We start from the raw sequence: 21,827 nt of genomic DNA on the forward strand, positions 1-21,827 counted from the left end.
AACTTGGTTATCGAGAAATGAAACAAACCTTACTAAATAGTCACTTCACGCTACGCAGCAAGAAACCTGAGATGATAGCGCAAGAATTATGGGGCGTAATGTTGAGCTATAACTTGCTCCGATACCAGATGGTGAAAATGGCGCAGAAAAAGTCTGGAATATATGCAAAACACCTGAGTTTTACGACGTGTGCTATTAGTATTATTAACCTTATTCATACAATGTTTATAGAAAATGCAGGACGGATACCTAAATCAATAGAGCAATTACAAGCTCAAGTTGAACATCACATATTGCCGATAAAACGGGAGCGGGCGTATCCGAGGTGTGTGAAACCAAAACCCAGTAAATACCCCAATAAAAAACGCCAGTCAGCTGTTAACTGACTGGCATTAAAGCAATGCTTGGCTTTTTTGTGCGTAAAACTTAGGGAAGTATTACAGCAGATCGGTTAATAATATACCTACACCAATACGCTGTATATCGGCATTGTAATCAATTAAGCTTTCGCCATAGCCGTTAAAGTATTGTGCGTAACCGCGCATACGACCCCATAAAGGAAATGACCAATCTAGCTGAATAGCACCGCGATTATCTGAATTTAAATTATTACGAGTCATAAAGCTAAATTCATGCTCATGAAAGCGATACGCTCCACTAAATTCAAAGTAACCCATATATTTATATATATCAGGGTTATCGTCGCCTTTAGCATCTAAAATATCTTCTTTTTCGTCCTCAGCTATGCGATACCAAGGTTTGAAGCTAAAAACAAAGCCTTCATTTTCCCAAATAAAGTCAGCATAAATACGGTTCCATGAACGAGAGTTTGGCTGGCTACGACCATTTGATTGATGTGAAATACCTAATGAAATTGCCATTTCGTCGCCCCATAATACGTTTTCTGGGTCGAGATAATTTATCCAAAATATTTCTGGCTCATAGTTAGTTTCACGAAATGGTGAAGAAATTTCTGAGTTATAAAGCTGCCAATATGACTGAAGTGTAAAACCAAAAAATATGGCTTGGTCTTCATCAGAAAAATTATCATAAAGAGGCACTTTGATTGAAAGCTGATATTTTGCTTCTAGGTTATCGAGTGGCTCGCCATCGTTATCATCTGTTAATTCGTCAAAACCATCGAAAGGACGATCGTTTGGATGTGATACATACGAAAGAGGTAAAATATAGTTACGTTTGTGTGGTGTAATTACATTTCTATTTTTTTTACCCACTTGCTCACGTGCTTGGCGTTTATCAAGCGCGGTAAGTTGTTTGTCTTCTTCAAGAGCTGAACATTTTTCACGTAAATCGTCGAGAGTTTGTTTGCCATCTCCGCCGATTACTTCATTTAAAATACACTGCTTTACAAGCTCAATATCGTTATTTTGCTCATTTGTAGGAGCTTCATCTTCTTGTGCGAAGGCAGCTGTACTTATTAAAGCAGAAAGAGTGATCCAGTGGCGCCAGCTCATTGTAATTCCTTTGTGAGTTCGGTGGGTTAGTACGTTAATTTGATTATAACGCCTTTTTACATATGTAACGGTGAACTTTTACTGAATTTGCTCTCAGATCTTATCTTATACGTATTAGAGATAAATACAGATCAAAAGAAAAGCGGCCTAAGCCGCTTTTCTAATGCAAATTAACAACATAGTTAATTTACTCTCACGCAATGAGAAGGGTGAGCTAAAGCTCAAATACGTTAGTAAAAAATTTATAAAGTTCAGTGCCTTGGTTAACACTTGCAGATGCAAAGTGCAGAATAGCTATTGCATCGCAATCTAGGGTGAGCGTTTGCAGTGGTTGCTCGCTTAAGTAGCGTTCCATTCGCAAAATATTAGCAATAGGCTCACCGGCTTTAATGTGTCCGCCAAGTGGTGCTATGTATTCAACCATACCGCCAATGGGGGCGTAATAAGCAAAGTAGTCATCTAAATTACACGCATAGCGGGTTATATCAGCTGGAGTGTGCGTTGCATTTTGTAAAACACCTTTGTGATTTAAGTAACTTAAAATGCTGTTAGCATCGTTTAGTGCTTCTTTTAAATCTATTTTTTCTTGGCTGCCTAGCTCTACCGTAAATGCTTCTACAGGTATTGATAATTCACGGCCTTGCTCGCTAAGTGCATCACTTAAATGCCACCATGGGCAAAAGTTAGCTTCGTCCATAGCGCCGTCAAAATCACTAGGGATAAGCAATACATGCTCAATATTAAAATAACGCGCGCTGTCGGTTGCGTAGGTTGGGCAGTACAAATGCTTGCTTGAAATAGGACCTGTGTGTAAATCGAGTACTATATCAGCCTGATGAGCGAGCTTTTGTAAGTTAAGCGCAATGCGTTTACCCGTATTAAGTAAATAAGCAGGGCCGTTGAGTTTGCTGTCAACTTCGTCAATAAGCGCCTGTTTGAAGTTACTTTTTAATGTAGCGTCGTCATACTGAGTATGATTTTGTGCAAACTGTGTCACTAATTTTTTATTGTAGTGATACATGCGATTCCAATTAGTACCCGTAATCGGATCGAACCTGCCAAGGGTAAACTCGCCAGATTTTTGATTACAACCAATTGGGTTAGCGTAGGGCACAAGGGTAATATCGCCATTAAGGTTTAAGTTTTTTAACTGCTCAAGCAGCTGAAAAATAACCGCGTTACCTTGCACTTCAGCGCCATGCATATTGGCCTGAACATAAACACTAGGTCCTGTGGCATCACCTTTTAAGCGATACACCGGAATTGTAAGCGGCAAGCCGTTTGCAACTTCCCCTACTACAATGTTCTCTTGGCTGATGTGTGTTGTATTACTCATGCTTATTACCTTAAGTAGTGGCTGGCATTTTCGGCTTGGCGAACGCAGGTAAGTTTACCGTTTTGTAATGTGTACTCGGCGGCTAGCTCGTGGCATAAAAAATACGGCATACTTTCGGTAAAGCCGTAAGCACCGCATTGGCTAAACACTAGCCAGTCGCGCTCATTTAAATCGCTTGGTAAGTTATGTTCACCCAAGCAATCAAGCGCTGTACAAAGTGGGCCGTATAAAGTGACCGCTTGAGTTTTAGCACTGGATTCACGCAGTAACGCAGCAGGAAAATCTTGGCTGGTAACAGCAGGGCGTAATAAGTGGTTTATACCGCCGCTTAAAATGACTTGCTGTTGATTATAGTTTTGTTTGCGCTCTATTACTGGGTTTGCGTAATGACCACATTCGCCCACGGCATAACGACCAAGTTCCATCCATAACTCTTCTACACCCGCATCATTTTTAATTTTAGCGAGCGCAGCTATTAAGTCATCCCAATCAAGTGTTGTTTCGCTTTGTGTGTAGGGAATACCTAAACCACCACCTAAATCGAGAATTTTAAGGCTGATATTTAAATCGCCGGCAAGTTGGCTAAGTGGTGCAATCATTTGTGACCACAATTCGCTTAGCTTTTGCGTGCTAAGCATGTTGCCCCACTGAAAAATATGTAAGCCGTCAAACTTAAGTGCAGGGTAGTCGGTTACATTGAGCGCTTGCCACTCATCACAACCCAAACCAAATGGTGTGAGGCTGTCGCCGCCCAGTGGGTTTTTTTCACCTTCAGGCCAGCGTAATTGCACTCGCAGTAATACTTGTAACTGCGTATTTTGTAATTGTGCTTGTTGGTTTAACCAATGTACTTGATTGAGGCTTTCGGCTACGAATATACGCACGCCGCGCTCAATAAAGTGTTTAATTTGTTTAGGGCTTTTTGCAGGCCCTGTGTTGAGCACGCGCTGTGAGCTAATACCTTGTGCTAGTACTTGCTCAAGCTCACCTTTACTTGCTACGTCAAAATTAAAACCAGCGTTGTCTAAGCTTTGAATAATTTTAGACAATGGATTTGCTTTAACGGCGTACCATAGTTTTACGTCGGTTTGCGCAACTAAACGCGCAAGATGCGTGTTTAGTTTATCTAAGTCGTAAACAAAAAAAGGTGTATCAAGTTGTTGTGTAATTGTATTTACAGCGGCTTTGATAGGCGTGCTCAAAAAACTCATTATCGTAAAACCTCTTCAAGCAATAACGATGCATCGCTTTTCTCGTCGCGGTATTTAACAATTAACGCACACGACATACTTAAGCCTTGCTCGCGCGCCCATTCGTTTGAAGCAGGGCGAGAGCCTGGTATTACAATAGCGTACTCAGGGATTGGCTCGCCTTTATCAAGTTGGCGCTCGTTTACGCAGTCGTATACCGGAATAGTCGCTGATAAACGCACGCCAGGGGCAAGTACTGCGCCTTTTTTAATGACTACGCCTTCAACAATAATACAGCCTGCACCAATAAAAGCATCGTCTTCTACAACGACTGGGCTTGCACCAATTGGCTCAAGTACACCACCAAGCTGCACTGCAGCACTTAAATGTACGTTTTTACCTACTTGCGCACACGAACCAACTAATGCATGGCTATCAACCATTGTGCCTTCGTCGATGTATGCACCAATGTTTACATACGCTGGTGGCATAATAATGGTGCCTTTAGCAACATAAGCACCACGGCGAACACTAGAGCCACCTGGCACCATACGTACGCCATCTTCAGTACTAAATTCTTGCGGAGCTAGGTTATGCTTATCAACAAAGCCACCTGCAAACTCAGTATTAGTGCCATTTTTAAAGGCTTCTAAAATGCCTTGTTTTACTTCTACGTTAGCTTGCCATTGGCCGCTTTCGTTTTGTGATGCTGCGCGTACTGCGCCCGATTCTAAATTATTTAATAGTTCTAACCAGCTCATTATAAAAACCTGTGTTTAATGCCAAGATAAAATGGTGTTGTTTGCAGTTGTTATGCAATCGGTTTGAGTTAACTCAAGGTGTGTTAAAGGTGGACGCAATTGCGGGCTTGTTAATCGCCCTTGCAAATGCATTAATACCTTTACGGGAATAGGGTTTGCGACAGCAAATAGGCTATTAATAGCGCTTGACCACTGAGCAAATAAATTAGGGTGTTGACCACTTAAGCTGCGCTTAACAAACTCATGAGTTTGTGCTGGCCATGCGTTTGCAGCTACCGACACTAAACCTTTTGCACCTGCTTGTGCAAAATATGGCATTAGCGCATCGTCGCCACTAAAAATAGCTAAATTAGGCGCTGCTTGTCGATAAGCCTCAAACTGAGCAATGCTGCCGCTCGCTTCTTTTAACGCCCATAAATTTTTATTGTTTTGTAAGTTTTGAATTGTTGCCGTTGGGATGCTAATAGCACTTCGACCCGGTACGTTATAAAGCATACACGGGTGAGCGCTTGCATTAAGTAGGCTTTCAAACCAATGGGTTTGACCTATAGCACCGGGTTTTGCATAAAGCGGCGAGCCAAGTAAAAAGCTATGAATAGGTAGTTTATTACAGTAGTTAACCCACTCAATTTGTTGCTTTAGATTACTACCGCCAACAGCAACCATTAATGGCACTGCTGGTTTTAGTTGGCACACGTGTTCAACAATGGCTTGTTGCTCTTTTAGCGTTAGTGCTAAACCTTCGCCTGTACTGCCAAGTAGTAAAATACCGTTATGTGCCGCTTCTTGATCGCTAACCAGCTTAGTTAACGTGTTGTAGTCAACATCGCCGTGTTGATCAAATGGCGTAACGAGCGCGGTCCACAATGAGTAGTCGTTTAAATTGAAGTTGTTGATCATCTCTCACGAACTTATAATTTGTACCAATTTTATTAAAAACGTGATCATTTTAGCGATAACTAATTTAATGCAATTGGTATTATTCGAAGAGTTAAAAAAGCTTTATGGAAGGAGCCGCATTAACGTCGTTCGAACTAATAATTCGAAGAGCGAATGGGCTTAAAATAATAGGGCGCACGGCCTTAATATTTAAGACCAGAAGCTCTCCACCAAACTAATAAGCTGCTTTTTATAAGCAGCTATTGGTGACAGTCGCTAGGGTTCAACCTAGTCGCCCGAAATAAACACCTCGCAAAAGTGATTACTTCTCGGCGTTAATTCCCCTCACGTATGTTCACTGGAGTTTGCGCTCCTAACATACGCTACCTGAATAACGCACCTCTTCTAGCCCTTTGCACCTGTTTGTAGAGTAAAAACTTACAAGCCTGTGCAATTTAAATAGGGTAATTGCAGCGATTAAAGCATTTTAGCCATCTGGGTGTCAAGCTACTAAATACAGATTAATTCATCGAAAAGAGGGGTGGTTACGTATTGGGTGCTTTTCTCGTACACTAGCCCCATAGTAGAAGTAAGGCATTAATCAGATGGAAAAATTTAGCGATATTTATAAGCGAGCGGTAGAGCGAAAAGGCTCTGAAAAAATGCTTAAGTTATTACTTGCAAAACCGCTATCTAAAAAACAACTAAGCACGTTAAGTGACGACGATTGGCTTGAAGAATTTACTCGAAAAGTATTTCAAAGCGGCTTTTATTGGTCAGTAATTAATAATAAGTGGCCGGGCTTTAGAGAGGTTTTTTGGGATTTTAGCGTTGATAAATTATTAATGATGCCACCCGATATGCTAGAACAAAAAGCAACGGATGAGCGTATTGTTCGTAACTACAAAAAAGTAAAAACAATTACCGAAAATGCTTACATGATCCACGAAATAGCACAAGAGCATGGCAGTTTTAGCCAGTTTGTCGCTAATTGGCCAACAGACGATATTATTGGTTTATGGGCGTATTTAAAAAAGCATGGTTCGCGTTTAGGCGGAAATACAGGACCTTATGCGCTGCGAGCACTTGGTAAAGATACCTTTTTATTATCACGCGATGTAGAGAATTACTTACGTGCTCATAAAATTATAGACGGTGGCTTACAAACTAAAAAGTCACTGAGTGCAGCCCAAGCTTTTTTTAATGAAATGCAAAAGCAAAGTGGTTTAAGCATGCAAGAACTAAGCTTAATTTTGGCCTATGGTGTAGGCGATAACCGTGTTGGTATAAGCCAGCAATAATAGGAACTATCATGAAATTAGTGCCAAGATACACAGACATTACGGAAAACTTTGCCATTGAAGATTTTCCTGCAAGTGTTGCCTCTCCTCAGTTATTGCTGTGGAACGATGGTTTAGCAAAACAATTTAATATTAATGTTGCTGACGACTTACGTGCCAATATTTTTAGTGGTAACGAAAAACAGGCTATTCCTGCAGTAGCACTTGGTTACTCTGGGCACCAATTTGGGCATTTTTCACCACGTTTAGGTGATGGACGAGCGCATTTACTGGGCGCTATTAATGATGATAAAAACCAGTTGTGGGATATTCAATTAAAAGGCTCTGGTGCTACTCCTTACTCACGAGGGGGAGATGGACGTTGTGCACTTGGTCCTGCTATTCGTGAATACGTAATGAGCGAGGCAATGCATGCACTAGGCATTAAAACCACACGTTGCTTAGCGGTCGTTGGTAGTGGTGAAATGGTTTATCGTAATCCACCACAAGCAGGCGCAATAGTTACTCGTTTAGCAACCAGTCATATTCGTGTTGGCTCGTTTCAATATTTAGCGACGCAAGGCGATGTTGAAGGGCTTAAAAATTTAGCCGATTTAGCTATAGAGCGACACTACCCAGAAATAACCGATACGGGATCGCAGCGTTATTTAGCCTTTTTAGGTGTTGTAATTAAAAACCAAGTTAAATTAGTTATCAGTTGGATGCGTGTTGGTTTTATTCATGGAGTAATGAATACCGATAATACGCTAGTGAGCGGAGAAACGATTGATTACGGTCCGTGTGCGATGATGAACAGCTTTGACTTTGATACTGTATTTAGCTCTATTGATAAACAAGGGCGTTATGCATTTGGTAATCAGCCTAATATGGCAAATTGGAACTGTGCTCGCTTAGCTGAAAGTTTAATACCCCTTATTAGTGATGATGACGAGCAAGCTGTTTCGCTAATGACGCCATTTATTAATAGTTTTGCTGAGCAATTTAATACTGAGTTTACGGCTATGTGGGCGCAAAAGTTGGGTTTAAGTGAAACTACCGCTAGTGATAGCGAGTTAATTGCTGAGTTATTGACACTATTAAAAGACAATCAGCTCGATTACACCAATACTTTTGATGCATTAACTGAGTCGTTAAATGGTGAGGCGCTTATACCTAATGCACTAACACTGTGGGTAAATAAATGGCAAAGTAGAACTGATGGTAATAGTTATAAAATAATGCGAGCAGCTAATCCACGTGTTATTCCTCGTAACCATGTGATCGAAAAAATAATAGCGGAGTATAATGATACTGGTGCAAGTAAGTTGCTACAAAACTTTATACAAGTAGCAAATAGTCCGTATTCAGAGAGTGAAAATTTACCTGAATTTCAGACAGCACCATTGAGTGATAATGATTACCGCACTTTTTGTGGTACTTAATCATTAACTTTAAATGTAACTCCATGATTAAAAAGAGTCATTTTTAATCATAAATACACATAATATGTAGGGGAATGTAAATTCTGGTGGTATTATGCGCCGACTTAAAGCCAAGCAATTTTCTGTGCATTACTAAGTGCATTTAATTTAATTGCTCTTACATTCCCTGCTGAGTATCAATTTACAAAACCACTTTATTTATTTTTACGTTAAGGCTTTAACTTCGCCTATAGTAAGTAGTTGTGTGTTGTTATTAAGCATTGAAGAAAGTTATAAACTTTATTTTTCGTTAAGTATTGATTAACAAAAGCTCAGGTAGTCTGTACAAAACTGGTTGAGCTAGAGTTCATTAGCTACAATTTATTAGTTGTTAAAAATGGGAAGAAAACAATGAAATTAAAATCACTTACAATTGCAATCGCGCTAGCTGCAACTAGTGCATCTACATTCGCTGCAGATAAAGAACCAGGTTATTACATTGGTGTGTTTGGTGACTACTACGACGCATCTTGGAAAAACTTAAACTTGCACCAAGACCTAGAAGTTAATGAGTCTGCAAGCTGGGGTGCTGAAGTAGGTTACCGTTTCAGTGATTACTGGAGTGGTCGTCTTGAGTATGCAGATATGGATTTCAACGCATTTTTAGCAGCACCATTTCCAAATGGTAACCGCGATGATGAAGAAGGCGAGCGTTTTGGTGTTGATGCACTTTACCACTTTGGTGGCGGTCCTTTCTACGGTTTATTCGGTGTTAAGGAAATGCAAGTAGCTACAGATAATACTTTCCTAAATGCAGGTGTTGGTTACCAACATTTCATTACAGACGGTTTATTTGTTAACGCTGAAACATCTGTATACCAAGGTCTTGACCGTGGTTACACTGACGTAGGCGCTAAATTAGGTATCAACTACTTATTTGGTCAAAATTCTATGCCAGAAAAGCCTGTTGAACCAGCTCCACAACCTACTGTTGTTGAAGTGCCAGTAACTCCAGCAGATAGCGACAACGATAACATTGCTGATGTAGACGATAACTGTCCTAACACACCAATGACAGATGCTGTTGATGGTAATGGTTGTACTTTATATGAAGATAAAGAAGTAACTGTAAGCTTATTAGTGACTTTCCCTAACAATGCTTCAGCTGTATCTACTCAGTATTTAGATGATATTGAAAAAGTATCTGCTTTCTTAAAAGAGTACCCAGATACAACAGTACTTTTAGAAGGTCACACTTCTTCAGTAGGTAAAGCATCTTACAACAAATGGTTATCTAAAAAACGTGCTGACGCAGTTGCTCAACAATTAGTTGAAACTGGTGTTGCTAAAAACCGCATTACTACAGCTGGTTTAGGTGAAGAGCGTCTTAAAAATGATGCAAACACTAAAGCTGCAAACGCAGAAAACCGTCGTGTAGAAGCGCATATCAAATCTATCAAAAACGTTAAAGTTTTACGTTAATTAAATAGTTTGTAATAAAAACCCAGCCAAGTGCTGGGTTTTTTTATGTCTGCAATAAATTAATATTGGTTAATGGTAATGATTCTTACTTAACAAGTATTCATGGAAATAGTTTTTACTACAACCACTATTCATAGTATTTATAATCGGTATAATCAGTTGCGTAACTGGATGGATTTTCATCTATCCATAAAAGCTTTATAATTACGCGTTAGAATACTATAAGTATTGGGTAATATGTTGCGCTTGAAGCGCTACCGGATACTTTCACGTCACCAAGAGGGCAATATTGTGCTACAAGAATATCGTAAACACGTAGAAGAACGTGCCGCGTTAGGTATCGTACCAGCGCCATTAGATGCTCAGCAAACTGCTGATCTTATTGAATTAATAAAAACTCCACCTGCAGGTGAAGAAGAATTCATTTTAGATTTGTTCATTCAACGTATACCAGCAGGTGTTGATGATGCTGCTTATATTAAAGCGGGCTTCTTAGCCGCTGTATCTAAAGGTGAAGCTAATTCTCCACTTGTTTCTAAAGAAAAAGCGGCAGAATTGTTAGGCACAATGCTTGGTGGCTACAATATCGCACCAATGATTGACCTGCTTGATGACGAAACACTTGCACCAATCGTAGTTAAAGGCCTTTCAAATACATTACTTATGTTTGATGCATTCTACGATGTAGAAGAAAAAGCAAAAGCGGGTAATACATTTGCTAAGCAAATTATTGAGTCTTGGGCAAATGCAGAATGGTTTACTAATAAACCAGCTGTTGCTGAAAAGATTTCAGTTACTGTATTTAAAGTAACTGGCGAAACAAATACTGATGACTTGTCTCCTGCACCAGATGCATGGTCTCGTCCAGATATCCCACTTCATGCTTTAGCAATGCTAAAAATTGAACGTGACGGTATTACACCTGATAAAGCAGGCGAAGTAGGTCCAATTACTCAGCTTGAAGAATTAAAAACTAAAGGTTTACCACTTGCTTACGTAGGTGATGTTGTTGGTACGGGTTCTTCTCGTAAGTCTGCAACTAACTCTGTACTTTGGTTTATGGGCGATGATATCCCGTTCGTACCAAACAAGCGTGTTGGCGGTGTATGTTTAGGTAATAAAATTGCTCCAATCTTCTTCAACACAATGGAAGATTCAGGCGCATTACCAATCGAATTAAATGTTGATGAACTCAACATGGGCGAGCAAATCGACATTTATCCGTACGAAGGTGTTGTTAAGCAACATGGTACTGATAAAGTGATTTCTACTTTTGAGCTTAAATCTGATGTGATTTTAGATGAAGTTCGTGCTGGTGGTCGTATTCCACTAATCATCGGTCGTGGTTTAACTGATAAAGCGCGTACATCTCTTGGCTTAGGCGCAACTGATACATTTAAAGTACCAACAGCAACAGAAGTTTCTGATAAAGGCTTCACACTAGCGCAAAAAATGGTTGGTAAAGCATGTAACGTTGCAGGTATTCGCCCAGGTCAGTACTGTGAGCCTAAAATGACAACTGTTGGTTCGCAAGATACAACAGGTCCTATGACACGTGATGAACTTAAAGATCTAGCATGTTTAGGTTTCTCTGCAGATTTAACAATGCAGTCTTTCTGTCATACATCAGCTTATCCTAAGCCTATCGATGTAAGCACTCACCATACGCTTCCTGATTTCATCATGAACCGTGGCGGTGTTTCACTTCGTCCAGGTGATGGTATTATTCACTCGTGGTTAAACCGTATGTTATTACCAGATACCGTAGGTACTGGTGGTGATTCACATACACGTTTCCCATTAGGTATTTCATTCCCAGCAGGTTCGGGTGCAGTAGCATTCGCAGCAGCAACCGGTGTTATGCCACTTGATATGCCTGAATCTATTTTGGTTCGTTTTAAAGGCGAAATGCAACCAGGTATCACTTTACGTGACCTTGTTCATGCAATCCCTTACTACGGTATCAAACAAGGTTTATTAACAGTTGAGAAAAAAGGTAAAATTAACGAATTCTCTGGTCGCGTACTAGAAATTGAAGGCGTTGAGCACCTAACTGTTGAGCAAGCGTTTGAATTATCAGATGCATCTGCAGAGCGTTCGGCAGCAGGTTGTACTGTTAAGTTATCTAAAGAGTCTATCTCTGAATACCTAGAATCAAACATTGTTATGCTTAAGTGGATGATTTCTGAAGGTTACGGCGATGTACGTACGATTGAACGTCGTATTACTGCAATGCAAGATTGGTTAGCTAACCCAGAACTAATGGAAGCTGACGCTGATGCAGAGTACAAGCATATCGTTGAAATTGATTTAGCTGAGATTAAAGAACCTGTTCTTTGTGCTCCAAATGACCCAGATGATGCGCGTCTTCTTTCTGATGTTGCTGGCGAGAAAATTGATGAAGTATTCATCGGTTCTTGTATGACTAACATTGGTCACTTCCGTGCTGCTGGTAAGTTGCTTGATGGCTTTAAAGGTCAACTTCCGACTCAGCTTTGGGTTGCTCCACCTACTAAGATGGACAAAGACCAACTTACAGAAGAAGGTTACTATGGTATTTTTGGTCGTGTTGGCGCACGTATCGAAACTCCAGGTTGTTCACTATGTATGGGTAACCAAGCACGTGTTGCAGATAAAGCAACGGTTGTGTCTACCTCTACACGTAACTTCCCTAACCGTTTAGGTAATGGCGCAAACGTATTCTTAGCATCATCTGAGCTTGCTGCAATTGCTGCAATCATTGGTAAATTACCTACAGTTGCTGAGTACCAAGAATATGCTGCGAAGATCAATGCAACGGCGTCAGATACATACCGTTACTTGAACTTCCACCGTATGCCTGCTTACACTAAAAAAGCAGACAACGTGATTATTCAACAAGCTGTATAATTTTTAGAGTTTGTTTAAAAACCCGCTTAGGCGGGTTTTTTATTGGCTAAAATAAATATTAGATAGTTCATGCTTCTTTTTTTATATTATTGTATTAAATCTAGTCTTAAGTTGCTTTTAAAGTAAGTAATCGCGCAAAAATTCCTATCAAAATGCATTAAAATCCTCATCAATATTCTCATTATTTTAGGCGAGATTTTATGACAGCATTAAACAACCAGAATTTACTGCAACTACGTTTTGTTAACCAAGCAAATATTGATTTGGTTAAGCCTTCTTTTGATAACCTGCCTGCAAATCCTTATGCAGATGGTGCCTTTCGTAAACGTCGTTACTCAGTAGTTAAAATGCAAAATGGTGAAATAAAGTTACAACAAACCAAAGCATTTGTTCAAGACGATTCAATTAATACTTTTCAAGGTAATGTAGAGCGTACTTACGAAAACCTAGAGCAAAGTTTACTTGAGTCAGAAGGCATGAAAAGCATTGTAAATGAGTTTCGCCAACTTACCGGTATTGATGAACAGCGTGATATTGAAATTCATCAGTTCCGTATGCTTGCTATTAATAGTGATACGCCAGCAGCGCCAGAAGGCGTGCATCAAGATGGTTTTGACCATGTATGTATATGTGGTGTTTCTCACGAGAACTTAGAAGGCGGCGAGCTACTTGTATACGAAAACAAGCAAGCTGAGCCTTGTTTTAAAATGGAAATAAAAGACGGCATGTTTGCATTAATAAATGACCGTCAAGTGTGGCATAACGCAACACCTATGAACAAAATTGATGCTAGCAAACCAGGTTACCTGGATTGTTTTGTATTAACGTCTTAAGGAATAAGCATGAACATAACGCAATTACGTGAGCAGTTTCCTGCATTAATGCAAAACGTTGATGGTAAATCGCCCGTATTTTTAGACGGACCAGGTGGCTCGCAAGTGCCAACATCGGTGCTTAATGCGATGACAGCTTATTTAGGTCATTATAATTCGAACTTAGGTGGCGCGTTTTTTTCAAGTGATAAAACGGTTGAGTTGATGGCGAATGCGCGTCAAGCCGCCGCTGATTTACTTAATGCACCTAGCTCACAACAAATTGTGTTTGGTCCAAACATGACCAGCCTAACATTTAGCTTTAGCCGTGCAATTTCACGTGACTGGCAGGCTGGCGATGAAATAATTGTAACCAATGCCGATCATTTCTCAAATGTATCGTCNCGTGGCAACAAGCCGCAGAAGATAAAGGCGTAAAGGTAAATACAGCGCTTATTAACGAAGCAGATTGCAGCTTAGATATGGCGCAGTTTGAAAGCTTATTAAACAGCAACACTAAGCTTGTAGCGGTAACTTACGCTTCAAATACCACAGGTTCAATTAATAATATTAAACGTATTGTTGAGCTAGCTCATGGTGTAGGCGCACTTGTTTATGTTGATGCCGTACATTACGCACCGCACGAACTTGTAGACGTGCAAGCACTTGATTGCGACTTTTTAGCCTGCTCTGCATATAAGTTTTTTGGCCCGCATTTAGGTATGGTTTACGGTAAAAAAGAACATTTAGACGGGTTCACACCTTATAAAGTTGAACCAGCTAAAGACGTAGCACCAGGTCGTTGGGAAACCGGCACACAAAGCTTTGAAGCCATGGCGGGTTTTATCGCGGCTGTTGATTACATTGCAGCAATTAGCGAACTTGACGATAGCCATTCACGCCGCGAAAAATTAAGCATAGCTTTTGCTAAAACTAAACAACACGAAATGGCGCTTAGTGAGCACTTTTTAACGCGCTTGGTAAACTACCCACGCATTAAGCTGTTTGGTATTGATGACTTTGATCGCTTAAATGAGCGTACACCTACTTTTGCTTTAATTTTTGAAGGACTTGAGCCGCGCGCTGTTTCAGAGTTTTTAGGTAAACAGCATATATGTGTGTGGGATGGTAACTTTTATGCCCAAGGTTTGTGTAAGCAATTAGATGTGCTTGATAAAGGCGGTGTAGTGCGCATTGGTTGTATGCACTACAACACCATTAAAGAGCTTGATCAACTGTTTGATTTATTTGATGAGCTACTAGGTTAATCATATAAGTTTTGGTGCGCTAACTCTTTGGCGCACCATATATTTGTTCTGCACGATTAAACAACACCCACGATGTTAAAATATACTTATCGTTTGATACTGGCTTATTACCTCTATGAGTATGTGTAAAGTAGCCTGGGGCTATTACCATAGTGCCTTTTTTAGGTGCGATTTTACGATTTTGATAGTAAAACTCAGTTTCACCACCTTCTTCTACATCGTTTAAATAAAACATAAATAACAACACGCGATGCAAAGCTTCATTGTGTTGTAGCTGCGGATAAACCTCACTGTGCCAGTAAGGGTAACCACCTTTATTTACTTCGTATTTTTGCGCTTGAATATTGCCAAGTCTAAAAATTTGCTGCACTAAAACAGGTAGTTGTGGTCTGCCTACTTCATCAAAGTTATCTTGAGTTAAATCGACAACGTCGCCTGTTTTTGGGTGATAAACTTTTAAACCAAACGCCCCAATCATCATAAAAATATGTTCTTCAATATAGTTAAAAACATGCTGTGCAGTTGTTTGTTGTATATGTTTTAATTGTTGGGCATATTCGGGATGATTATTTAAATGTAAATCGTGGCTGTCTTTTTTCTTTAAATCGACACCGCCCGATGTCACCCCTTGTTTTACATGTGGGCTTTGCGCGAATGTGGAAATAAAGTTATCGCAAAAATCATTGCTTAGCGCATTATCGTATACGCGAATAAAGTCCGTCATGAGTAACCTTTTATAAGGATTATTATGTTTATTGAAAAAGTGATGCCGCGCTTTAGTGAAACTGATGCGCTTGGACATATTAACAATACCGTACTCCCCGTATGGTTTGAAGTCGCGCGTGGACCTATTTTTAAATTTTTTACACCTGACTTAAATCCACAAGACTGGAAACTGATCATAGCTAAAATAGAGGTGTCGTTTGTAGGTGAGTTATTTTATGGTCACGAGGTGACAGTTAAAACCTCTGTAGAGCATATAGGCACTAGCTCTTTCACACTTCGGCAAGAAGCATGGCAACACGATAAATGCTGTGCGATAGGCAAAGCCGTGATGGTGAGATACGATTTTATTGCTAAATCAAAGCAAGCGCTTAGCATTGACGAAAAAACAGCGCTTAACGAGCATATTACTGCTGAGTCATAACTTAGCTAATAAATGACCTTTTAGTGACAAACGCTTGGTTTGTCATATTCTTAGCATAATTGAATGTTAGATTAATCCTCTTAAATACAACAACTAATACAGTTGTTTTTACTTTTGAATTAAGAGGTTGTTAAAGCTATTTTATGATTATCGAATCATTTTTTGAAAAATTATATACCGAGCACAACAGTGAACTAAACCGTAGAGTCCGTGATTTTTTTGGGGCAAGCCTTAGCGACCATGAGGATTTAGTGCAGGAGGCATTTAGTAATATGTTGTCGCACCAGCATATTGATAAAATAGAGTTTCCGAAAGCTTATCTGCTTCGTTCAGCTATTAACATTGGTTTAAATTATCGTTCTCGTTTTAAAAATACCCAACATTTTTTAGACGACACCCTCGATAATATTGATGAACCACTATGTACACAAGGTAGCCCTGAGGATCTATGTAGCATGAATTTACGAATTGAATATATTTCAGATGCGATGAATACGCTTACAGATAAGCAGCGAGACCTTATAGTACGTAGTCGTATTCATGGTGAAACATATCAACAAATTAAAGTGGCAACAGGGTTTAGCCTAGGTGATATAAGCCGCCAAATGCAAAGTGCTATTGAGCAATTGCATAGCTACATAAGTGCCAAAAATGCGTGACTAAGTTCCCTAGTCACGCTAATCCTCTCCTTGTACGCGTTATTATATAGAGCCATAGGTTATCTTCGTTTTATTGCGGTTATTTAATGGGAAGAACCATTGAAGGCTGCCTCCCTTGACCATTAATTTTAAGTTGGGTTGGCGAAAATTCAAGAGTGCTAAATGCAGTTGTATCGGTATCAAGCATCGCATGAAAAGTTACAAAGTGAATGCCGTCTTTTTTTGCGTAATTACCTACATGGTTATGACCATTAAACCATGCTTTTACGGCTGGATACTGGCTAATAAGGGTTAGCACTTCTTGCTCGTTCCATAGGTTATGGTTGTTTTCAGGAAAGATAGGGAAGTGACTCAGTAGTACAACAGGTTGTTCTTTTAGTTGCGCTACTTTTAGCTTTTTTTCTAACCACTTAAGCTGTTTTAAACCAATTGCGCCATTCCAATCTTCGTGCCCTTTATATTGAGAGTTAAACAAGGTCATATTTTGTTGATGTTTTTTACTATTTTTAGGCCATGCGTAAGTGCTCACATCGTTGCCATCTAAGGCAATAAAGAGCCAATTATTTATTTCAAAACTGTAGTAGCGCGATGGCATATTTAAAGTGTTAGTTATGCGCATTTTAAACTTATCATCTACCGAGAATTCATGGTTTCCTAATACATGATAAAGGGGAGTATTAAGCGACGATGATATTGTATTTAACGGGGTAAAACTTTTAAATTCACGGTCGATAAAGTCGCCTAAATGTAATACACCCGATAAAGGGTGTTGATTAAATTGCTCAACCGCAGCGCTGAACTTTTGAGGGCAAGATGTGTAGTTTCGAGTACCTTTATTGGCTTGTTCTGCATATTGGCAATCGGCAATAACACCTAAAGTAAATGTGTCATTTGCAGCAATTGATGGGCAGCAAACCAAAAGCAGTAATAAATTAATGAGTAATGAAACAGTGTATTTTTGCATAACTTTTTTCCTTAAAGTTACTGGCTGCAAAAGCAGCCAGTTAAGAGGTGAGAGCTAAAATTTATACGACATACCTAACGCAAAATTACGGCCACTTTGTGAGTAGGATTGAGTTCTGTGATCGAGGAATTGTCGAATCGCTTCGTCGGTTAAGTTCGTAGCTTCAAAGGTTATTTTTACTTGCTCTGTAATATTCATAAACGATTTAAAATCAACAAACGTTGTTTCATCATATCCGGCAACAATGTTTTGCTCTGAGCCTTCCCCTGTAATGTACTCATCACGATAAGAGCTCGATACACGCATGCCCCAATGTGGCGTTTCATAATAAAGGGTAAAATTGTGAGATAGCTCAGATAAGCCAGGAGGAGTAACGCTGATGCGTTCACCTTCGTTAAATAAAATAGTTTCGCCATCAGCAATGGTTACATTACCGAGCATTCCTAAGTAATTAAATGGCTCTGGTAAAAAATCAAAGTCCATTTGAAACGCAATTTCTAAACCAGTAACATCTGTAGAATCACCATTAATAGGTTGTGAAACGGTAAACTCAGATTGCGCATTTACGCGCGGGTCAAAATCTAAAAACTCTAGAGGGTAACCCGTTTGCTCATAAGGTAGGGTCACTGATTGTTGGACAATAAATGACTCCATATCTTTATGAAACACTGCAATAGCTAAGCTTGACGAATCACCATAAAACTCAAATGATGTTTCGAATGAATCAGCAACAAAGCGCTCTAAGTTAGGGTTACCAGCACTAATAAATTGATCTGCAACACCCACTTGTCCTGCGGCTTTTAGTTGATCTAAATTTGGTCGAGAAATATTGCGATTTGCACCAAAGCGTACTAACCAATTATCAGAAATATCAGCAACAACATTTAAGCTTGGTAGTAAATCGGAATAGGTTTTACTAAATTCAATTTGTTCGAAACCTACTCCAGTATTAACTTCCCCGCTCGATGTTTGTTCAGTTTCATACCAACGTAAGCCTAAGTTACCTCTAATTGGGAAGTTACTTATCTCGGTGTTCCATAAATACTGTGCATAAACCCCAATAGTATCTTCTTCAATTTGATATACCGTACCAGGGCGATTATGAGAGGCGTCTAACTCGCGAGAAATTAAACCTGTTGCAACAACACGCTCAAAAGTAGCTTGGTTATCTGCAATAACATAGTCATGCAAAATTGGAATACTAGTTATTTGAAAAACAGCTTCAGGTGAATTTGGGTCATTTTCCCAATCAACACGGTCTCTGCGTTCAAAACCATCTGATTGATAGTTTTTAGACTGAAGACCAAACTTAAATGAATGCACATCATTAAGTTCGTAATTAAAATCAACTTGATACGTGTTGTATTCATTGCTTATTTCATCTTCGCGGACATCAGTTCGCATTAATGCCCACTGGTCAATGTCGGTAATATCGAAGTCGTAAGTATTTTGACCATATTTAGCATTGCGCCAATCAACAGAAAACGCATGATCGACAGATTCACTAAAAACTTTATCGTTTATAGGCTGCTCAAAAGTAGATTTTGATAAACCAAACATGGTTGTCATGTAGAGTTTATCGGTTAGTTCAAAATTACCACTGAGTGATATTTGGTGAAAATCAGTTTCGCCAAAACTTACTTTTGACTCGGTACGTAAATCAAGACCTTCAAATGAGGCATATACTAAATCGTCACCTTCAATGGCTGCATCAACGAGTAATTGATTTGCCGTCACATCGCCAGTAAATGCGTTTGTGCCCGCTGTTGATAATTGATTTTCAATGCGATCGTTAGATAGCTTTCCGTATAAAATATCCAAATCAAAAGACATTTCATCAGAAGGTTGCCACTGAAATGCAGCGGTAATACCGGTACGTTTTCGTGTATTAGCCCAAGATGCAATGTTATTAGCGCGAGATACAAACACACGGTCATTGCCCGTGGCATTGACTAAACGGTTTTTGATATCGGCATCGACTGAATCTGCAACATTATCATCACCAAAGCTCGCTTGTTTCCAAGACCACACATGATAGCCTTCTTCAATTGTATCTACTTCAGAATAAGCAACCGATACGAGCGCACCAAAATTCCCCCAAGTATTTGATAACAAACCAGCAAAGCGAGGGTTTGAATGCTCTGTTCTATCATTATAAATACCTTTTACACTTACAGCACCTTGTAGCCCTTCTTCAGAATTATCAAAAGGTTTTGCAGTATGTAAATCAACAGTACCGGCAATACCCCCTTCATCTAATGACGCATCATACGACTTATAAACATCTACGCGATTAAATAGTTCTGAGGCAAAAATACTGAAATCAAAATCTCGAGAGCGAGATGCACCACCACGTTGGTCAATACCTGAATCGCTTGTAAAAAGTGCTTCCATGCCATTTAAGCGTGTGCGTGTAAAATTAGGACCCAATCCACGTAGCGATATTTGACGACCTTCACCTGAGTCACGCGAAATAGATACGCCTGGTACACGCTGTAGTGACTCTGCTAAGTTAGCATCAGGGAATTCGCCAATGTCTTCAGCGAGTATGCTGTCTTGCGAGCCAATGGCATTTTTTTTGAGTTCTTTACTACGGGCTAGGTTAGAACGGTAGCCTGTTACCGTGATCGCTTCCATTTCTTGCTGAACTTTATCACTTTGAGCAGCATGTATAGGGCTACTTGCTAATATGAATGTGCCAGATACAGCGCCAACTAATATGCTCAGTTTATTAAGTTTAAATGGGATCATAATTCCTTTCTTCTCTCAGTTAATGTTTATAAATACTAAAAACAAAGTGCACACGCAGCGATTAAGCTGGATTAAATGGTGCAGACATCAACTAAACAAAGTAGGAGTGGTAATTTTCCAAATAAAAGAGTGGTTTAATAAAACTTTAACATATGTCGATTGGTTGGGTTTTCTTAAGTCTATAATTATATTTATCTTTTTATTTATTTTGACGTGTTGGTTAATTAGGTGTGATTTTTAGGGGGTTAAAAACAATAAGTATTTAATTTACTCGCCTTGTGTAAATAAATAATGGCAGCTGTAAATTTTTATCGTGATTTTTTTAACGCATTTAGATTGAGTTACAAGTGCTAGTTATATACTATTTATAATATATATTGTTGCACCGTTATAGCAGGTAATGTTAGTTCGGTATTTGATTGGAGAATGTGCGTGATATCTGTTGCCAATAATGAACCTTTACAGGTTATTCAACTTAGTGATGGTGAAAATTTAACAGCTGAGATTTTGCCATTTGGCGCAATAATAAAAAGTATTAAATTTAAAAATCAAGAAATGACACTTAGCGTAGACGATCCGCATTACTATCTTGAAAACCCATTTTATTTAGGCGCTACCGTTGGTCGATATGCTAATCGTATTGCCGAGGGGCATTTTAGCTTATCAGGTACGCCGTATCAGTTAGAAAAAAACAACGGTTCTAATAGTTTGCATGGCGGCGTAAAGGGCTTTAATAAGGCACTTTGGCAAGTTATTCAGCAAAGCGAGAATGAGGTTGAGCTTTACTATTGCGCCGAAGATGGCGAGGAGGGTTTTCCTGGTCAATTAGAAGTGTGGCAAACGATTACTGCAACTAACGGTCAATTAGCATTATGCTTTAAAGCTACGTGCGATAAAGAAACCCTCGTAAACCTTACCAATCATTGCTATTTCAATCTTGAAGGCAGCGATACTATCACTAATCATTTATTGCAAGTTAACGCTACGCATTACTTACCTATTGATGACAACAGTATTCCATTTGAAGAGGCAGCTGCTGTTAAAAATAGTTGCTTTGACTTTACACAGGCTAAACCAGTGGGTGGTGCACTGTCACAAAATCATCCACAGTTAGACGCAGGTTTTGGGTTTGATCATTGTTATGTATACAAAAATGACAACAAACTTAAGGCAATGGCTAAATTAACATCTACACTTACCAATATTAATTTAGCACTGTTTAGTACCCAGCCTGGTATGCAGCTTTACACGGCTAATTTTGTTGATTTACCTTTTAAAGCACGCCAAGCGCTATGCTTAGAAGCGCAAAATTGGCCTGATGCTCCAAACCGTGAAAATTTTCCAAAAGCTAATTTATTACCTGGTGAAGTATATAACCAGACTATTATTTACGCATTTTCATAACAAACTCAATGTTTTGATGTTAATTTAAAGAAAACAAAAAGAAAAAATATAGTAATTAAAAGCTACTCAAACTTGAGTAAAAGGTTGCACTTTTTATCAATTTAAAGTA

General features: G+C 39.3%; 16 protein-coding genes, 2 pseudogenes and 1 riboswitch. Of the genes and pseudogenes, 10 read left to right on the top strand and 8 right to left on the bottom strand.

Annotation, left to right across the window (positions count from 1 at the left end; translation table 11 throughout):
* A pseudogene (locus L647_RS0106210) lies at positions 1 to 386 on the top strand (IS4 family transposase); the annotation flags it as partial.
* Positions 387 to 437: 51 nt separating this feature from the next.
* On the opposite strand, the gene L647_RS0106215 reads toward L647_RS0106210, so the two are convergent.
* The 5 genes from L647_RS0106215 to dapA all read right to left on the bottom strand — a co-directional run bounded on the left by L647_RS0106215 (position 438) and on the right by dapA (position 5,662).
* The gene (locus tag L647_RS0106215) at positions 438 to 1,475 is read right to left on the bottom strand and encodes a phospholipase A (RefSeq protein ID WP_024610394.1); all 1,038 of its coding nucleotides are present in this window, start codon (positions 1,473 to 1,475) and stop codon (positions 438 to 440) included.
* Positions 1,476 to 1,689: 214 nt separating this feature from the next.
* On the bottom strand, positions 1,690 to 2,811 hold the full coding sequence (locus L647_RS0106220) for a succinylglutamate desuccinylase/aspartoacylase family protein (protein ID WP_024610395.1): 1,122 nt from the start codon (positions 2,809 to 2,811) through the stop codon (positions 1,690 to 1,692).
* Between the two features lie 5 nt (positions 2,812 to 2,816).
* Complete coding sequence (locus L647_RS0106225; protein ID WP_024610396.1) at positions 2,817 to 4,022, bottom strand: PLP-dependent decarboxylase; 1,206 nt, start codon at positions 4,020 to 4,022, stop codon at positions 2,817 to 2,819.
* On the bottom strand, positions 4,022 to 4,762 hold the full coding sequence (locus L647_RS0106230) for a 2,3,4,5-tetrahydropyridine-2,6-dicarboxylate N-succinyltransferase (protein ID WP_024610397.1): 741 nt from the start codon (positions 4,760 to 4,762) through the stop codon (positions 4,022 to 4,024). Before L647_RS0106230 ends, L647_RS0106225 begins: the two co-directional genes overlap by 1 nt.
* A 15-nt stretch (positions 4,763 to 4,777) precedes the next feature.
* Positions 4,778 to 5,662 (bottom strand): 4-hydroxy-tetrahydrodipicolinate synthase, encoded by an 885-nt coding sequence (dapA, locus tag L647_RS0106235; RefSeq protein ID WP_024610398.1) that lies wholly within the window; start codon positions 5,660 to 5,662, stop codon positions 4,778 to 4,780.
* Between the two features lie 191 nt (positions 5,663 to 5,853).
* Positions 5,854 to 6,054: riboswitch (Lysine riboswitch) on the bottom strand.
* A 192-nt stretch (positions 6,055 to 6,246) separates the two neighbouring features.
* Between dapA and L647_RS0106240 the strand changes: the two genes are divergently transcribed.
* The 6 genes and pseudogenes from L647_RS0106240 to L647_RS01000000123755 all read left to right on the top strand — a co-directional run bounded on the left by L647_RS0106240 (position 6,247) and on the right by L647_RS01000000123755 (position 14,793).
* Positions 6,247 to 6,942: a DNA-3-methyladenine glycosylase I gene (locus L647_RS0106240; protein ID WP_024610399.1), complete on the top strand. Its 696-nt coding sequence runs from the start codon at positions 6,247 to 6,249 to the stop codon at positions 6,940 to 6,942.
* A gap of 11 nt (positions 6,943 to 6,953) precedes the next feature.
* Complete coding sequence (locus L647_RS0106245; protein WP_024610400.1) at positions 6,954 to 8,363, top strand: YdiU family protein; 1,410 nt, start codon at positions 6,954 to 6,956, stop codon at positions 8,361 to 8,363.
* A gap of 390 nt (positions 8,364 to 8,753) precedes the next feature.
* The gene (locus tag L647_RS0106250) at positions 8,754 to 9,824 is read left to right on the top strand and encodes an OmpA family protein (protein WP_024610401.1); all 1,071 of its coding nucleotides are present in this window, start codon (positions 8,754 to 8,756) and stop codon (positions 9,822 to 9,824) included.
* Positions 9,825 to 10,115: 291 nt separating this feature from the next.
* The gene (acnB, locus tag L647_RS0106255) at positions 10,116 to 12,713 is read left to right on the top strand and encodes a bifunctional aconitate hydratase 2/2-methylisocitrate dehydratase (protein ID WP_024610402.1); all 2,598 of its coding nucleotides are present in this window, start codon (positions 10,116 to 10,118) and stop codon (positions 12,711 to 12,713) included.
* A 200-nt stretch (positions 12,714 to 12,913) separates the two neighbouring features.
* Positions 12,914 to 13,546 (top strand): 2OG-Fe dioxygenase family protein, encoded by a 633-nt coding sequence (locus L647_RS0106260; RefSeq protein ID WP_007579988.1) that lies wholly within the window; start codon positions 12,914 to 12,916, stop codon positions 13,544 to 13,546.
* A 9-nt stretch (positions 13,547 to 13,555) separates the two neighbouring features.
* Positions 13,556 to 14,793: pseudogene (locus tag L647_RS01000000123755) on the top strand (cysteine desulfurase-like protein).
* A gap of 19 nt (positions 14,794 to 14,812) precedes the next feature.
* Here the strand turns inward: L647_RS01000000123755 and L647_RS0106270 are convergent.
* Positions 14,813 to 15,517 carry a 2OG-Fe(II) oxygenase gene (locus L647_RS0106270; RefSeq protein WP_024610403.1) on the bottom strand — a complete coding sequence of 235 codons (705 nt, stop codon included), beginning with the start codon at positions 15,515 to 15,517 and terminating at the stop codon, positions 14,813 to 14,815.
* A 24-nt stretch (positions 15,518 to 15,541) separates the two neighbouring features.
* On the opposite strand from L647_RS0106270, the gene L647_RS0106275 reads away from it, so the two are divergent.
* On the top strand, positions 15,542 to 15,940 hold the full coding sequence (locus L647_RS0106275; RefSeq protein WP_024610404.1) for an acyl-CoA thioesterase: 399 nt from the start codon (positions 15,542 to 15,544) through the stop codon (positions 15,938 to 15,940).
* Between the two features lie 143 nt (positions 15,941 to 16,083).
* Positions 16,084 to 16,599 carry a sigma-70 family RNA polymerase sigma factor gene (locus tag L647_RS0106280; RefSeq protein WP_024610405.1) on the top strand — a complete coding sequence of 172 codons (516 nt, stop codon included), beginning with the start codon at positions 16,084 to 16,086 and terminating at the stop codon, positions 16,597 to 16,599.
* 79 nt (positions 16,600 to 16,678) lie between these two features.
* Here L647_RS0106280 and L647_RS0106285 read toward each other — a convergent pair whose 3' ends face one another.
* The gene (locus L647_RS0106285) at positions 16,679 to 17,563 is read right to left on the bottom strand and encodes a metallophosphoesterase (protein WP_024610406.1); all 885 of its coding nucleotides are present in this window, start codon (positions 17,561 to 17,563) and stop codon (positions 16,679 to 16,681) included.
* A 54-nt stretch (positions 17,564 to 17,617) separates the two neighbouring features.
* Positions 17,618 to 20,314 (bottom strand): TonB-dependent receptor, encoded by a 2,697-nt coding sequence (locus L647_RS0106290; RefSeq protein WP_024610407.1) that lies wholly within the window; start codon positions 20,312 to 20,314, stop codon positions 17,618 to 17,620.
* A gap of 432 nt (positions 20,315 to 20,746) precedes the next feature.
* On the opposite strand from L647_RS0106290, the gene L647_RS0106295 reads away from it, so the two are divergent.
* Complete coding sequence (locus tag L647_RS0106295) at positions 20,747 to 21,718, top strand: aldose epimerase family protein (RefSeq protein WP_024610408.1); 972 nt, start codon at positions 20,747 to 20,749, stop codon at positions 21,716 to 21,718.
* Positions 21,719 to 21,827 lie beyond the last annotated feature (109 nt).

The organism is Pseudoalteromonas sp. TB64 (assembly GCF_000498095.1).
Taxonomy (GTDB): Bacteria; Pseudomonadota; Gammaproteobacteria; order Enterobacterales; family Alteromonadaceae; genus Pseudoalteromonas.